At 75.4% G+C, this 13195-nt stretch carries 13 protein-coding genes; 7 read left to right on the top strand and 6 right to left on the bottom strand.

Going from position 1 to position 13195, the window contains the following annotated elements; translation table 11 throughout:
- Nucleotides 1–5 precede the first annotated feature (5 nt).
- The 3 genes from EDD32_RS05160 to mpaM all read left to right on the top strand — a co-directional run bounded on the left by EDD32_RS05160 (nucleotide 6) and on the right by mpaM (nucleotide 3848).
- Nucleotides 6–1502: a dihydrolipoamide acetyltransferase family protein gene (locus EDD32_RS05160; RefSeq protein ID WP_123915410.1), complete on the top strand. Its 1497-nt coding sequence runs from the start codon at nucleotides 6–8 to the stop codon at nucleotides 1500–1502.
- A 191-nt stretch (nucleotides 1503–1693) separates the two neighbouring features.
- Nucleotides 1694–2926 (top strand): glycoside hydrolase family protein, encoded by a 1233-nt coding sequence (locus EDD32_RS05155; protein ID WP_123915407.1) that lies wholly within the window; start codon nucleotides 1694–1696, stop codon nucleotides 2924–2926.
- A gap of 40 nt (nucleotides 2927–2966) precedes the next feature.
- Nucleotides 2967–3848, top strand: coding sequence for a daptide-type RiPP biosynthesis methyltransferase (gene mpaM / locus EDD32_RS05150; protein WP_123915404.1), 882 nt, complete (start codon nucleotides 2967–2969; stop codon nucleotides 3846–3848).
- Here the strand turns inward: mpaM and EDD32_RS05145 are convergent.
- Nucleotides 3845–4819 (bottom strand): helix-turn-helix transcriptional regulator, encoded by a 975-nt coding sequence (locus tag EDD32_RS05145; RefSeq protein ID WP_170175220.1) that lies wholly within the window; start codon nucleotides 4817–4819, stop codon nucleotides 3845–3847. The genes mpaM and EDD32_RS05145 overlap by 4 nt on opposite strands.
- A 266-nt stretch (nucleotides 4820–5085) precedes the next feature.
- Here EDD32_RS05145 and EDD32_RS18765 point away from each other — a divergent pair, with 266 nt between their 5' ends.
- Nucleotides 5086–5223: a hypothetical protein gene (locus tag EDD32_RS18765; RefSeq protein WP_170175219.1), complete on the top strand. Its 138-nt coding sequence runs from the start codon at nucleotides 5086–5088 to the stop codon at nucleotides 5221–5223.
- Nucleotides 5224–5375: 152 nt separating this feature from the next.
- The gene (locus EDD32_RS05140; RefSeq protein ID WP_170175218.1) at nucleotides 5376–6236 is read left to right on the top strand and encodes an N-acetylmuramoyl-L-alanine amidase; all 861 of its coding nucleotides are present in this window, start codon (nucleotides 5376–5378) and stop codon (nucleotides 6234–6236) included.
- Between the two features lie 3 nt (nucleotides 6237–6239).
- Here EDD32_RS05140 and EDD32_RS05135 read toward each other — a convergent pair whose 3' ends face one another.
- Nucleotides 6240–7628, bottom strand: coding sequence for a variant leucine-rich repeat-containing protein (locus tag EDD32_RS05135; RefSeq protein ID WP_123915394.1), 1389 nt, complete (start codon nucleotides 7626–7628; stop codon nucleotides 6240–6242).
- Between the two features lie 81 nt (nucleotides 7629–7709).
- Nucleotides 7710–8348, bottom strand: coding sequence for a LuxR C-terminal-related transcriptional regulator (locus EDD32_RS05130; protein ID WP_123915390.1), 639 nt, complete (start codon nucleotides 8346–8348; stop codon nucleotides 7710–7712).
- Between the two features lie 150 nt (nucleotides 8349–8498).
- On the opposite strand from EDD32_RS05130, the gene EDD32_RS05125 reads away from it, so the two are divergent.
- A complete protein-coding gene (locus tag EDD32_RS05125; protein ID WP_123915387.1) occupies nucleotides 8499–9182 on the top strand; it encodes an LmeA family phospholipid-binding protein in 684 nt (227 codons plus the stop codon).
- Here EDD32_RS05125 and EDD32_RS05120 read toward each other — a convergent pair.
- From EDD32_RS05120 to EDD32_RS05110, 3 genes are read right to left on the bottom strand one after another with little or no spacing between them, the layout of a single operon-like run.
- On the bottom strand, nucleotides 9148–10254 hold the full coding sequence (locus EDD32_RS05120; RefSeq protein WP_123915384.1) for a hypothetical protein: 1107 nt from the start codon (nucleotides 10252–10254) through the stop codon (nucleotides 9148–9150). The two genes, EDD32_RS05125 and EDD32_RS05120, sit on opposite strands and share 35 nt — an antisense overlap.
- Nucleotides 10251–11423, bottom strand: a complete 1173-nt coding sequence (locus EDD32_RS05115; protein WP_123915382.1) for a sensor histidine kinase — start codon at nucleotides 11421–11423, stop codon at nucleotides 10251–10253. The genes EDD32_RS05120 and EDD32_RS05115 overlap by 4 nt, the downstream gene beginning before the upstream one ends.
- A complete protein-coding gene (locus EDD32_RS05110; protein WP_123915379.1) occupies nucleotides 11420–12115 on the bottom strand; it encodes a response regulator transcription factor in 696 nt (231 codons plus the stop codon). Before EDD32_RS05110 ends, EDD32_RS05115 begins: the two co-directional genes overlap by 4 nt.
- Before the next feature lie 124 nt (nucleotides 12116–12239).
- Between EDD32_RS05110 and EDD32_RS05105 the strand changes: the two genes are divergently transcribed.
- The gene (locus EDD32_RS05105) at nucleotides 12240–13178 is read left to right on the top strand and encodes a hypothetical protein (RefSeq protein ID WP_123915375.1); all 939 of its coding nucleotides are present in this window, start codon (nucleotides 12240–12242) and stop codon (nucleotides 13176–13178) included.
- Nucleotides 13179–13195 lie beyond the last annotated feature (17 nt).

Here is a 13195-nt window from a genome sequence, read left to right as displayed (position 1 = left end):
CACGTGTGCCGAGCTACCAGCAGTTCCGACTCCCCGACGTCGGTGAGGGCCTGACCGAGGCCGACCTGGTCACCTGGGCGGTGGCGGTCGGTGACACCGTCGCCGTCGACCAGCAGCTGTGCGAGATCGAGACGGCCAAGTCGGTCGTCGAGCTCCCCAGCCCCTACGCCGGACTCGTCCACGAGCTCCTCGTCCCCGAGGGGGCGACGGTCGACGTCGGGACGCCGATCATCGTCATCGACACCGACCCCGGGGGCGCGCCGGGCGAGCCGCCCGCCGACCGGCCGGCGCAGACGACCGATGCCTCGCAGGCGGGGGCGGACGACAGCTCCGGGAGCGTGCTGGTGGGGTACGGGACCAAGGGGGCGACGGCCGCGCGGCGGCCACGACGCGCGGCGGCCCCGGATTCGGCTCCCGCACCTGTACCGGCACGGGCAGCTGCACCGGCTCCCGCACCGGCACCGGCGCCGGCGCCGGCACCGGCACCGGCGCCGGCGCGCGGGCCGGCCGCGCCGCCCGCCACGGCTCGCCCGTCGTCGGCCACGCAGCGCACCGGCTCCGCGGCCACGCCGCCCACGGCGGACGGCCCCGCCGGGCTGCGCGTCATGGCCAAGCCGCCGGTGCGCAAGCTCGCCAAGGACCTCGGCGTCGACCTCACGGTGGTCCGGGGCTCCGGGCCCGGCGGCATCGTGACCCGCGAGGACGTCGTCGCCCAGCAGGCCAAGACCGAGGCCAGGCCGTTGGCGACCTACCCCGGCGACGAGGAGCCGTGGCTCGCGGGCGGGACGGTCTCCGAGGACGGCCGGCAGACGCGGGTGCCGGCCAAGGCCGTCCGGCGCCGCACGGCCGAGGCGATGGTCTCCTCCGCCTTCACCGCCCCGCACGTGACCGTGTTCCAGACCGTCGACGTGACCAAGACGATGAAGCTCGTCGAGCGCCTCCGGGCCGACCGGGAGTTCGCCGACGTGCGGGTGACCCCCCTGCTCATCGTCATGAAGGCGTTCATCCACGGGGTGCGCCGCCACCCGGAGGTCAACGCCAGCTGGGACGACCAGACCAAGGAGATCGTCTACAAGCACTACATGAACCTCGGCATCGCGGCCTCCACGCCGCGGGGCCTGGTCGTTCCCAACATCAAGAACGCCAACCGGATGAAGCTCCACGACCTCGCCGTGGCGCTCGCCGACCTCACCGCGACCGCCCGGGCCGGGAAGACCACGCCACAGGACATGTCGGACGGGACGATCTCCATCACCAACGTCGGCGTCTTCGGCATCGACACCGGCACCCCGATCCTCAACCCGGGGGAGTCGGTGATCCTGGCGTTCGGCTCGGTCAGGCGCCAGCCGTGGGTCCACAAGGGCAAGGTCCGGCCCCGCTGGGTCACCCAGCTGGCGCTGTCGATGGACCACCGCCTCGTGGACGGCGCCCTCGGGTCGCGGCTGCTCGCCGACGTCGCGCGCGTGCTCGAGGATCCGGCCCAGGTTCTCGTCTGGGGCTGACGGCCCGCGCGCCGGGCCGCCGCCGGGTCTGTCCCGGAGGCCCTGGGCGTGGCATGAACGTGCCATGGCACGGACGTGCCTCGTCCAGGGCTGGTACCGGCTCTCCCCGCCTCGTAGTTTCGATGTGTCGCACCTGATCTGGAGGGGTCCGGGGCGATCACCCGGACGAGGAACACGAGAGGGGGCCCGCCATGATCGAGGCCAGGACGCACCCGTTCGAGCAGCGCCGTGCAGCGGTGACGGGGTCGCGCACCCGCATGGCGAATCTTGTGGTCCCGTCCGGGGCTGCTTCCGGCGAGGTGATCGACCTGCTCACGCGTGAGCCGGTCCGGTCGCCGGTCCGCCGGGGCGGGCGGGGCACCGTCGTCGACCTCACCGACCGCGGTGCCCCCGCCTACCGCTCGACCCGGGACCGCCTCGTGCGGCAGATCCTCGCCACGGCCACCCCCGAGCGGTCCGACCGGCTCTTCCCCGGCCCGTCGGGCGAGGCCGCGGTGACCTTCGGGCGCGGCGCCGCCGGCGTGCTGTGGGCCCTCGCCGAGTCCGGTGTGGACGTCCCCACGGAGCTCGTGGACTGGCTCGAGCGCTCGGCCGTGCGCGTGGACCCGCGCCGGCCCGGCCTCTTCGACGGCGCGAGCGGCGTGGCGTTGGCGCTGTCCCGTCTCGGCCGCGCGGACGCCGCCGAGGAGTTGTGGCGGACGGTCGACGCCGCGCCGCTGGGGCCGCTGGACGTCTCGGTGGCACGGGGCCTCTCCGGGCTCGGCCTCGCCCTGCTCGAGCGGGCCCCGATCCTGGACGAGAGCGCCCTCATGGACCGCCTCGCCTCGATCGCCGGCGAGCTCACGGTCCGGCTCGGCGCCGGACGGCACGGCGCGGGTGTGCTCCGTGGCGGCGCCGGAGCCGCCCTCTTCCTGCTCGACCTGTACGAGGTCTCCGAGGACGAGTCGCTCCTCGCTCCCATCGAGGTCGCGCTCCTGCACGACCTGGCCCTGCTGGGCTGGGGCCCGCTCAGCGACGCGAACGCCTCCCCGCTGTGGTGGCAGGAGCCGCTCCTGGGCAACGGCAGCGCCGGGCTCGCCATGGTGCTGCGCGAGGCCGCAGGCCACCTCGACGCCGGCTGGCTCGGCGACGCGCAGGAGTGGATCGCCACGGCCTGCGAGTGCTACGTCCCCGAGCGCCCCGGCCTCCTCGACGGGGCGGCGGGCACCGCCGTCGCGCTGTGGCACCTCCGTCGCACCCCGTGGGACACCGCCGTCCAGCGGCGCGCGCTCATGCGCCCCCACCTCGAGCGGCTCGGACTGCTGGGCGGCACGGACCTGGACGTCGCCCGGGGTGTCGACCTCAGCTCCGGCGCCGCCGGGATCCTCATCGCCCTCGAGACCCTCCTGGGTCCCGAGGAGCGCCGCGTCCCCTTCTTCTGGTAGAGCCGTCCGCCGGGTCGCCCGGCCGAGAGGTGGTGCCGCCATGGCCGTCCCGACCGTTGCTCGTACCTATCACCACCCCGGCGCGGCGGCGCACGGCATCCCCGGCCACGCCGGGCGCATCGTCGCCTCCCTCGGCGGGAACATCGACGTCCGCGAGCTCACCGACGACGTCGGCGCACTGACCCTGGGCGACGTCGCCGACGGCGACCTCCGGGAGATCCACGCCCTGCTGCGGGTTGTGCTCGGCGTCGACGGGCCCGTGCTGGACCTCGCCGTCGGTGCGGGCCGCCTCAGCGTGCCGCTGCTCTCCCTCGGCCGCCGCGTCACCGCGCTCGACCGGTCGGAGGTCGTCCTCGACGCGGTGCGCCGGCGGGTCGCCCTCGGCCCGGCCCGGCTGCGCTCGTCCTTCGAGGTGGTCCGGGCGGACCCGTGGACCTACACCCTCGAGGCGGGCTTCGGGGCGGTCGTCGTGGCGTCGCCGACCCTGGGCTCGTACGAGCCCGCTGCGCGTGCGTCGATGTTCGCCTGCGCCCGCCGGCACCTCCTCCCCGAGGGCCGGCTCGTCGTCAGCGCCGTCGACCACGGCGCCGAGGACCTGCCGGTGGAGGTCGAGCGCGTCGTCGTCGCACCGAGCGGGAGGGTCTTCCGCGTCCACGAGTACTGGGAGCCCGGCTCTCCGACCTGGCGGCTGACCGTACTGCCGATCGAGCAGGGCGCCGAGGACGTCGTCGTGTGCACCTCGCGCCTGCGGGTGGTCACCGTCGCCACCGTCGTGCGCGAGCTCCGTGCGGCCGGGTTCGACGTGGTCGCCCGCCACCGCGTCACCGACGCCGGCCCGCGCCACCCGCAGGTCCTCGTCGAGGCGGTGCGCTCCGAGGGGCCGCGCGACCGGATGGAGGAGCTCCTCGGCGATCGTGGCTAGATGAGGCCGCGCTCGTGGGCGCGCGCCCCGAGGGTGAACCGGCTCGGTGCGTCGAGCCGCTCGCTGAGGATGTTGATCATCCGCCGGACCGTGCGGATGGAGATGCCGAGGGCGCGTGCCACGGCCTCGTCCTTCATCCCGCGGCCGAGGAGCTGGAGCAGCTCGCGCTCCTCCGGCCGGAGCTCGTCCAGGCTGGGCGGCTCGACGAGGTCCGTGCCCGACTCCCACAGCAGGTCGAAGAGGGACTGGAGGGCGACCACGGCTCCCGGCGCGGACAGGACGATGGCCCCGCGGGTGAAGTCGGCGTGGTTGAACATGAGGACGGCGACCTCGCCGTCGTAGAGCAGCGTCTGATTCGGCACCGACAGCACCGTCCGGGCGGCGCCGCCGCGTTCCTGTAGCCAAGCGGCGTATTCGACGACGCCATCGACGTGCCGGCCCGCAGCCGGAATGATCGAGCGGAGGCGCATGCCACGGGCGAGCATGGCGGCCTCGTCGCTCTTCGCCTGCTCGATCTGGTGCTGGGTGGGCGACGTCGTCAGCAGGGAATCAACGGACCGCTCCGCGTTCTGTCCCAGCTCGAGGACCCGGGCGACGATCTCGTCGGTCGCCACGATGTGCTCGATCTGGCCGAGGCGCGTGCGCTCGAGCACACGGTGGTACTCCTCCACCAGCTCGGCCGAGCCCGCCCGCATCGAGCTGAGCTGCTCCTGCGAGCGGTGCAGCACCTCCTCGTGGCGTCCGATGAGGCGTTCGAAGGCGACCAGCGGCGACTCGGTGCGCAGCTCACCCGGGTCGTTGTGCGAGCGCCGGAGGAAGCCCTTCTCCTCCAGGAGGTCCAGCACCGCGTGCACCTGGCCGGGGTTGAGACCGGTGGCGACCGTGAGGCCCTGCGGACTGAGCCCGGGCGTCGTCAGGAGCGCGCGGTAGACCGCGATCGCGGTCTCATCGAGACCGAGTGGCTCGAACATGGCTCTCCTGACGTGCGCTTCCGGTCCCGATCGTACGGGGATCGGTCGGCAGTCGCGGTGAGGAGGTCGTCGACCCGCGTGGCTCCTGGTGCCGGCCTGGGGGCACCCATGGAGGGCGGAGGGCCCACCACGATACGGAGATGTGGGGGAACTTTGTGCCATGACCGGAAGTTGCCACGGCCCTGGTGCAGTTCCCGACCGCTCTTGGCCCGATGATCAGGGAAGGAGGCCGTGGGCCTCATGTACCTCGGGGAGGGGAGACAACAATGATCAAGAAGCTCGGTGCCAGCGTGCTCCTGGCGGCGGCCCTCGTCGGCGTGTCGGTGGCGCCTGCCACGGCCGCGTCCGACGGTGCCATGCGCACGATGTGCGTGATGTGCTGGCCGACGCCCGGCGCGAAGTAGTCAGCCGGCCGGCCACGGCCGGACCGGTACACGTGGTGCGGGTGCGCTGAGCGCCCGCACCACGTTCGTGCGTGCGGTCCCCGTTCCCGCGCGCGGTGGCGCGCGTCGCTTCCGCGCGCACCGGTGGCCGTCGCGGTGTGAGGATGGGCCGCGTGTCGGCTCGTGTGCGCTCCCTCCTGGTGGCTCTCGGCGCGCTCGCCGTCCTGGCGGTCGCCGCCCTCGGTCTCGTCCTCGGCGCGGGTCCGCTCGACCTCGGTACACGCCCGCCCGACCTCGCGCCAGGCCCGCCGGCCGGACCCGCGGCGACGCCCGACCCGCCGTCGTCCGCCACGCCCGCGCCCACCGAGGAGCCGGGCCCGCTGGCCGACCTCCACGTGGTGCTCGACCCCGGCCACAACGGCGGCAACGCGGCCGCACCGGCCCAGATCAACGCCCCCGTCGGCGACGGCCGGGGCGGGAGCAAGGCCTGCAACACCGTGGGCTCCAGCACGGCGTCGGGCTACCCCGAGCACGCGTTCACCCTCGACGTCGCCCTGCGTGCGCGCGAGATCCTGCGCGCCGACGGAGCCACCGTCACCCTCACCCGCGAGGACGACTCGGGGATCGGGCCGTGCGTCGACGAGCGCGGGCAGTCGGCCGGGAGGGCCGGCGCCGACGTGCTGGTCTCGATCCACGCCGACGGCGCCGCGGACCCCGAGGTGCGCGGCTACTTCGCGATCGTCTCCGAGCCCCCGCTCAACGACGCCCAGGCGGAGCCCTCCCGTGCGCTCGCGGCCGACCTGCTCGCCGCTCTCGGTGCCGCCGGTTTCGCGCCGTCGTCGAGCTACCCCGGTGCCCTGAGCGAACGGGCGGACCTCGGCACGCTGAACTGGGCCGAGCGCCCGGCCGTGCTCCTCGAGCTCGCGGAGATGCGCAACCCCGGGGAGGCCGAGCTCATCGAGTCGGAGGAGGGCCGTCGGCGGTACGCCGAGGCCGTCGCCGCCGGGATCCGGCAGTGGGCGGCCGGGCGCTGAGCGTCAGAAGGTCTGGATCGCCGCTCGGGCCACGGTGAAGCCGCGCCCGGACAGGGTCGACCAGCACGTGACGCCGCTCTCCTCGCTCGTGCAGGCGAACCGTCCGGACGTGGCCGACTGGCCGTACTCCAGCGTGCCGTTGCCCGCCGCCGGGGTGGCTGCGCAGTCGCTCCGGGCGTCGCCGCCGAGCCCGACCACGAGGGTGACGGGCCCAGGACCGCACGTCGCCGGGTCAGCGAACGTCCGGTCGTTGATCGTGCAGGTCGCCGAGCCCCCGAGGCTGCAGGCGATGTTCCCCGAGGGGCTGACGAAGCTCGAGCGCTGCTGCGCGCCCGGCGGCGCCGGGCGCGCCACGGTGACCCAGTCCGGGGCGGCCGCGAGGGTCGCGACGATCGCCGGCGAGCCGTCGGCCAGGGCGTCGCTGACCGCCACGGCGTGAGGTGCGCCGCAGGTGTCCTGCAGCCCGGTGAGCGCCCCGAGGACGACATCCCCGTCCGCCGGGTCGGTCCACGCGCCGTCAGGGGCCGCCGCGGCGGCGAAGGCGTCGAAGACCCCCGCATCTGCCGCGGGGTCCGCGCAGGAGGAGGCGGCGGGCAGCCCGCTGAGGGTCTCGCGGGCCGCCTGGATCGCCTCGGCGCCGTCCTCCGGCGCGCCTGTCGTGGGCGCTGCGGTGTCCGGGGCCGTGGGGCTGGCCGTGGCTCCGGCCGTGGCGCCGCTGGTGGGTGCGGACGTCGGGCCGGGGTCCGGTGACCGCTGCGTCAGTGCCCAGACCAGGGCGAGCGCCAGGACGACCGCGAGGGCGACGAGGGCCCACGCGCGCCGTGCCGCGCCGCCTCGGTCCGGGTCGGAGCCCACACCCAGGGCTGCGGCACCGGACGGTGTGGCAGCGGCGGGCGCGGCAACCGTCGGTGGGCCGCCCGGGCTCGCGGCGCCGAGGGGCGGCGCCGCGGCGGGCGGCCGGCCGGGGCCCGTGCGACCCATGACGGAGGTGCGCCGGGGGCCCTCCGGACGTGGGGTCACCGCGGCCGGCGGGATGACCGGCGGGGGCGACGCGGGAGCGCTCGCTGCCGGCAGCACCTCGGTGTACGGCTCCTCCTGCGCCGGCTCCTGCGCCGGTTCCTGCGCCGGTTCCTGCGCCGGTTCCTGCGCCGGTGGTGCCGCGGGGACGGCGGGGTACTCGGCGGTCGTCGTGGGCCTGCCCCGGGCGGCCAGGGCCGCGTCGACGTCGGGGTCGCCGAGGCGCCCGAGCCACTGAAGCAGATCGGGGTAGGTCGCCGGGTTGGCGGCGATCGCGGGCCGGAGCCGGGGGTGGTGCGCGGCGAGGTCCTGGAGCGTGGCCAGCGGGGTGCCGGGGTCGGCCGCCTGCCTGGCCAGCGCGTCGTCCTCAACCACGTCGTTGCTCCTCCCTGGGTCCGCGCCCGACCCTACACAGCCCGTGCGCGACCACGCGCTCCAGCGGCCTGCCTCGGAGCGCTACTGCCGGCGGCGCGGCGCGGGCAGGAAGCCGTCCTCCACGGCCCGCTGGTACAGGTCCACCTTGGTCGGTGCGCTGCGACCGGCCCGCTCGTACTTGGCCCGGATCGAGCGCAGGTGCTCGATGACCGTGTGCTCGCTGATGCCCAGCTCCCGGGCCACGCGGACCGTCTTCTCGCCCGCCGCGTACAGCGCGAGAACCTCCGCCTCGCGCGGCGACAGGCCCGCCGAGTCCAGCCCGGGGTCGGCGTCCAGGGCGGCGGCCCAGCTCGCCGTCGGGACGGGCTGGCCGCTCCCCGCCGCGAGGACCGCGGCCACCAGCTCGCGCAGCGGCGCGGTCTTGAGGACCACCCCGACCACGCCCGCGCGGGCGGCCTGCCGGATCGCGTGGGCGTCGTCACCGGCGGTGTAGACGAGCACCTGGCTCCCGCGGGCCCGCAGGGTGCGGACGTTCTCCGCCGGCTCAGAGCGGTCCGCGAGGCTGAGGTCCAGGACGACGACGTCGGCGTCCAGGCCCAGCTCCTCCCACTCGGCCACCGTCCGCGCGGTGCCTACGACGTCACAGCCGGGCTCCCGCGCGAGGGCGCTGCGAACCCCGACGGACACGGACTCGTGGTCGTCGATCATCCCGACACGCATCGGTCAGTTCCTCACCTCTCCCCCCGGGCGCATTGTCCACCCCGTCGGCCGCTGCTGCCCCTCGAACGCGCCGCGCGGACGCCACCCCGTTGTTCCCCGGCACCGCGCCGCCGGGGGCCACCCGGCGCCCGCACCCGTACCGTGGGGCAGGTGCGCCGGCTCCTCACCGCCCTCGTCCTGACGCTCCTCGTCCTCGTCGCCGCAGCGCTCGTCGCGGACCGGGTGATGCTCGCCCGTGCCGAGGCGCGGGTGGTCGACCAGCTGGACGCCTACCTCGACGTCTCGGGCCGGCCTGAGGTCACCATCGCCGGGTTCCCGTTCCTCACCCAGCTCCTCGCCGGGGAGCTCGGCCGGGTCGACGCCACCGCGCCCGCCGCCGGGAGCGAGGGGGTCGAGCTGCGCGACGTCGAGGCGCAGGCGCGCCGGGTGACGCTGGAGGAGCCGGCCCGGGTGGGCGAGCTCGAGGTCCGGGGCACCCTCGACGAGAGCGCGCTCCAGCGGCTCGTGGACGACCAGAGCGAGCTCGACCTCACGCTCGTCGCCCGGGCCGACGGCGTCGTGGCGGCCACGGAGGTCCTCGGTCTCGAGGTGGCCCTGACCGTCGACCCCGTCGTGGTCGGTGAGTCGCTCCGGCTCGAGGTGCGCACCGTGACGCTCGGCGGTGTCGAGGTCGGTGCCGCCGAGCTGGCGCCCCTGCTGGGCGAGGACCAGCTCACCGTCGACCTGGTGGTCCCTGACCTGCCTCTCGGCCTTCGACTGGCCTCGGTGGCCGCGCAGGACGGCGGCGTGCGGCTGACCCTCACCGGCTCCGACGTGGTGCTGTCCGAGCGGTGACCAGGCCGTCGCCGTCCTCGCCGGTGTCCCGGCGCGAGCCGTCGGCGGCGAAGGTCGACCGGCGCCACCCCTGAGGCCCCTCGACGACCACGGTGACGAGGTCCGCACGGCCGGGCGGCAGGATCCGGACGACGACCTCACCGGCGTCGATCCCGGCGATGATCTGCGCCACCGGGCCGAGGGAAGCGTCGAGCTCGTCGGTGCCGGCCCCCGAGAGGGCGCCGTCGTCGAGCATCTGGACGCGCACCCCGCGCCGGCGGGCCTGCGTGACCGCCCGGGCCAGCACCGGTGCGGCGAGGACCGGCGATCGCAGCCGGTCGCGCAGGTCGGCCTCGAGCACCGCGAGCCCCGCCCGCTCCTCGGCGGAGAGGGGGTCGCCGGCGGTGAGCCGCTCGAGCACCGGGCGGGTGGCGTGGTCGAGCTCGGCCTGGTGCCGGTCGCGCTCGGCGGCCCGCGCCAGACGCTCCGCCTGCTCGACGGCGCGGGCCTCGTCCTGGGCGATGAGGCCCCGGATGGTGCGGTCGTTGCGTCGCACCGTCAGTCCCACGGTCGTCCCGAGGGCGATGAGCACCGCGTGGGTCCCGGACAGGGACAGGACCGCCCCCCATCCCTGCCCGGTGGACAGGGCCCAGGCCGCGGTGACCGCGACCATGGCCGCGAAGCCGGTCCATGCGGCCACCCACCGGTAGCCGACGGCGAGGAAGAACAGCAGGAAGGAGCCGGCGCCGAGGTGCCAGGAGGCGTACCCGGGGGACCGGTCGCTCGGCAGCTGCCAGGACACCAGCAGTGCGAGCAGGGCGGGCGTGGCCGCCACCAGCCACGTGGTCGTCGCCGTCTGCCGGGGTCCGGGGTTGCGCACCGCCGGTGGCATGGCGGCGACGAAGAGCACGAGGGCCAGTGCGGTGGGCCAGAAGACGCGCACGTCGTGACGGGTGCTCACCGCGAGGAACACGTTGACGGCGGTGAACGTCGCGATCACCGCCCAGCCGAGCGGCCCACGGATCTCGGCGAGGAGTGCCGCCGAGGCTGCGGAGGCGAGCCCACGGACGTCTCCGTGCCGGGTCCGGCTCACCCCCGCCACCCGAGGGTGACGACGGTGCCGACGCCCGGGGCGGACTCGACCCGGGCGTAGCCTCCTGGGAGGGTGTTCATGCGCTCCAGGATGCTCCTGGTCAGGCCCAGCCGGTCGGCGGGCACGGCGTCGGGGTCGAACCCCGGCCCGTCGTCGCCGACCCGGACCTCCAGCCCCGACGTGCCGACCCGGACGAGGACGCTGCGCGCCGCGCCCGGTGCGTGCCGCGCGCTGTTGCGCAGCGCCTCGGCGGTGGCGGCGATGACCTTCACGGCCACAGGCTCGGGGATCGCCCCTTCCCTCGTCACGGTGGCCGCGACGCTCGTGCCCTCGCCGGCCAGCTCGGCGCGCAGCCGCAGCCGTTCGACGAGGAGGGCGGCGGAGAGCTCGCCGTCGTCCGCCGCCGGCTGGCGCAGCTCGTCGAGATCGTCCAGGGCCTGCCGCGCCTCGCGGCGGACCGCCGGCGCCGCCTCGGGCCCGCCCTGGGAGGCCGACCGGATCGTGGCCAGGACGCCGTCGTGGGCGAACGCGGCCACCCATGCCCGCTCGGCCTCACGCGAGGCCACCTGCGCCGCCCGGACCGCGTTCGCCGCGGAGCCGGCGGCGACGTCGTCGACGGCACGGGCGCTGCGCAGCAGCACCCAGACGATCACGGCCAGGGTCACGCCGAAGGCGAGCGAGACCGCCGCGTCCTGCACCGCGAGCAGGGAACGTTCGGCGCCGAGCGCCCACCACCGGGACAGCCCCCACAGGAGGGTCCCGGCGACGATGTTCGCGAGCGCGGCCGGCGCTCGCCACGCCGTCGCACCGGCCGCCGCGGCGGCTCCGACGAACCCGCGCATCCAGGGCGCCTGGCCGTCGGGGACCGGTTCGAGGAGCACGAACGGGTAGGAGACGAGCACGAGGAGGAAGAGGACGGCGAAGGCCCCGGCCAGGTGGCGCAAAGTCACGGTGCTCACCCGCGGCAACGCCCCGGCGAGCACGAGGAGGACGAGCATGCCCAGCAGCGCCGCGGTGGTCGAGACGGTCCACCAGGGCGGGGTGGTGGCCAGCTGCCCGCGGATCAGGGGCACGCTGGTGAGCGAGAACGCCAGCCCGCCGGCGCCCACCAGCATGGCGAGGAGGCGGACCGTCTCACGGACGGCCCGTCGGTCCCCCGGCGCGCTCACCCCGCGTCGAAGCCAGGGGCGGGCAGGATCCCGTCCTCGACGGCGCGCTTGTACAGGTCGATCTTGGTGTCGGCGGCCCGGCCGGCCCGCCGGTACTTCGCACGGATCCGGCCGACGTAGTCGTTCACGGTCTCCTGGGAGATCCCCAGGCGCTCGGCCACCGTCTCGGACTTCTCCCCGGAGGCGTACAGCGCGAGGGTCTCGCGCTCGCGGCGGGAGAGGATCGCGACGTACTCGCCGGACGGCCCGGTTCGGCGCCGCGGCGGAGCGACCACCACGTCACCGCGGGCGGCGGCCGCCACGGCGTCGAGGAGCACCTCGCGCCCGGCGCTCTTGAGGACGACCCCGTGGACGCCGGCCTCGGCCGCGAGGCGCAGGAGGTACCGGCTCTCACCCGCGGTGTAGGCGACCACGCGTGCGCCGGCGGCCCGCAGCCGGGAGACGTTCTCCGCCGGGGCGCTGCGGTCGGCGAGCATGAGGTCGAGCAGGACCACGTCCGCCCGCTCCGGCGCGGCCAGCAGCGCCTCCACGGTCGAGAAGCCCCCGAGCATCCGTAGGCCGGGCGCGTCGCCGAGCATCTGCTGCAGGCCGAGCACCACGACGGGGTGGTCCTCGACGGCGGCCACGGTCACGGTGGCCGTGGCGGGGGGCGGGACCACCGTGCGGGCGCGCGGCGGGGTGGTGACGCTCATGGGTGCCTCCCGGTTGCAGCGGCGCGGTGGTTGAAGGTCATCACACCGCCGTTGTGTCGCGCATGTGTCGCACGGGTGGGTGGAAGGTCCCACGAACCGGGGTCGGCTGGGCCAGGATGGTTCCATGCAGGCGGAGCGGGAGAGCGACCACTCCGCGCTCGCCTGCCTCCACCTGCGCTCCCTGCTGGCCACCAGCCCCGCCTACCGGGCCCAGTGGCAGGTGTACGTGCGCCGGGACAGCCGGCAGGACATCCACCAGGGTGCGGTCGCCCAGGTCCTCGCCCAGTACCTCTGGGAGACGGGCGAGGCGCCGGAGACCGAGACCGACCTCCCGCGCCGGCTCAAGGACCGGGTCGGCCGGGCGCTCAACGGCAGCCTCATCGCGCCCGCGACCCTGCGCCTGTTCATCGAGGCCTTCGACATGAGCCGGGCGGACGCGAACCAGCTCTGGGCGCTGTTCATGCACGCCGGCTCCGACGACCTCGCGGTGCTGCGCGCCACCCTCGACACCGGTGAGCCGGTGCTACCGCCGCCGACCGCGCACGAGGCGCTCGCCGTCCACGAGTTCCACCGGATGGGCAGCGACCGGATGCCGGTCGAGCACCGCACCCTCCAGGTGATCCGTGCGCTGGAGCCGATGGACCGCTACCTCTACCAGTTCGACACGAACGCCGCGGTCGTCGAGGTGGTGCGCGGCGGCACGGCGGGCCCGGTGCGGCGCTCGCCGTTCCCCGGGATCTACGGCGTCCAGGTGCACCTGAGCCGGCCTCTCGCGCCGGGGGAGACGGCGTCGATCGAGTACCGCACGATCCTCAGCTACACCTCCGCCCCGCCGCCGGAGTTCCGCCGCGGGGTGCTCACCCGCCTGCGGAACCTCGAGATGAACCTCCAGTTCCACCCCGACGCCCTCCCCGCCCGGGTGTGGTGGGGGCACTGGGAGTCCGTCCAGGCGCCGGCGCCGTCGACGCTGGAGGAGGTCACCCTCACCCCGGACCACGACGTGCACCGCTACGTCCCGCTCCTGGAGCACTCGGTCGTCGGCTTCACGTGGGAGTGGGACTAGCGGGTCCGGGCGAGGGG

Origin of the sequence: Georgenia muralis (genome assembly GCF_003814705.1) — a bacterium.
Taxonomy (GTDB): domain Bacteria; phylum Actinomycetota; class Actinomycetes; order Actinomycetales; family Actinomycetaceae; genus Georgenia; species Georgenia muralis.
The sequence above is the reverse complement of the archived record's forward strand: the minus strand, read 5'-3'. Positions and strand labels throughout refer to the sequence as shown.

What these genes read in the sequence shown, in the direction of transcription:
- EDD32_RS05155 (WP_123915407.1), top strand. Translation starts at nt 1,694, where the DNA reads ATGATCGAGGCCAGGACGCACCCGTTCGAGCAGCGCCGTGCAGCGGTG.
- mpaM (WP_123915404.1), top strand. Translation starts at nt 2,967, where the DNA reads ATGGCCGTCCCGACCGTTGCTCGTACCTATCACCACCCCGGCGCGGCG.
- EDD32_RS05145 (WP_170175220.1), bottom strand. Translation starts at nt 4,819, where the DNA reads ATGTTCGAGCCACTCGGTCTCGATGAGACCGCGATCGCGGTCTACCGC.
- EDD32_RS18765 (WP_170175219.1), top strand. Translation starts at nt 5,086, where the DNA reads ATGATCAAGAAGCTCGGTGCCAGCGTGCTCCTGGCGGCGGCCCTCGTC.
- EDD32_RS05130 (WP_123915390.1), bottom strand. Translation starts at nt 8,348, where the DNA reads ATGCGTGTCGGGATGATCGACGACCACGAGTCCGTGTCCGTCGGGGTT.
- EDD32_RS05110 (WP_123915379.1), bottom strand. Translation starts at nt 12,115, where the DNA reads ATGAGCGTCACCACCCCGCCGCGCGCCCGCACGGTGGTCCCGCCCCCC.
- EDD32_RS05105 (WP_123915375.1), top strand. Translation starts at nt 12,240, where the DNA reads ATGCAGGCGGAGCGGGAGAGCGACCACTCCGCGCTCGCCTGCCTCCAC.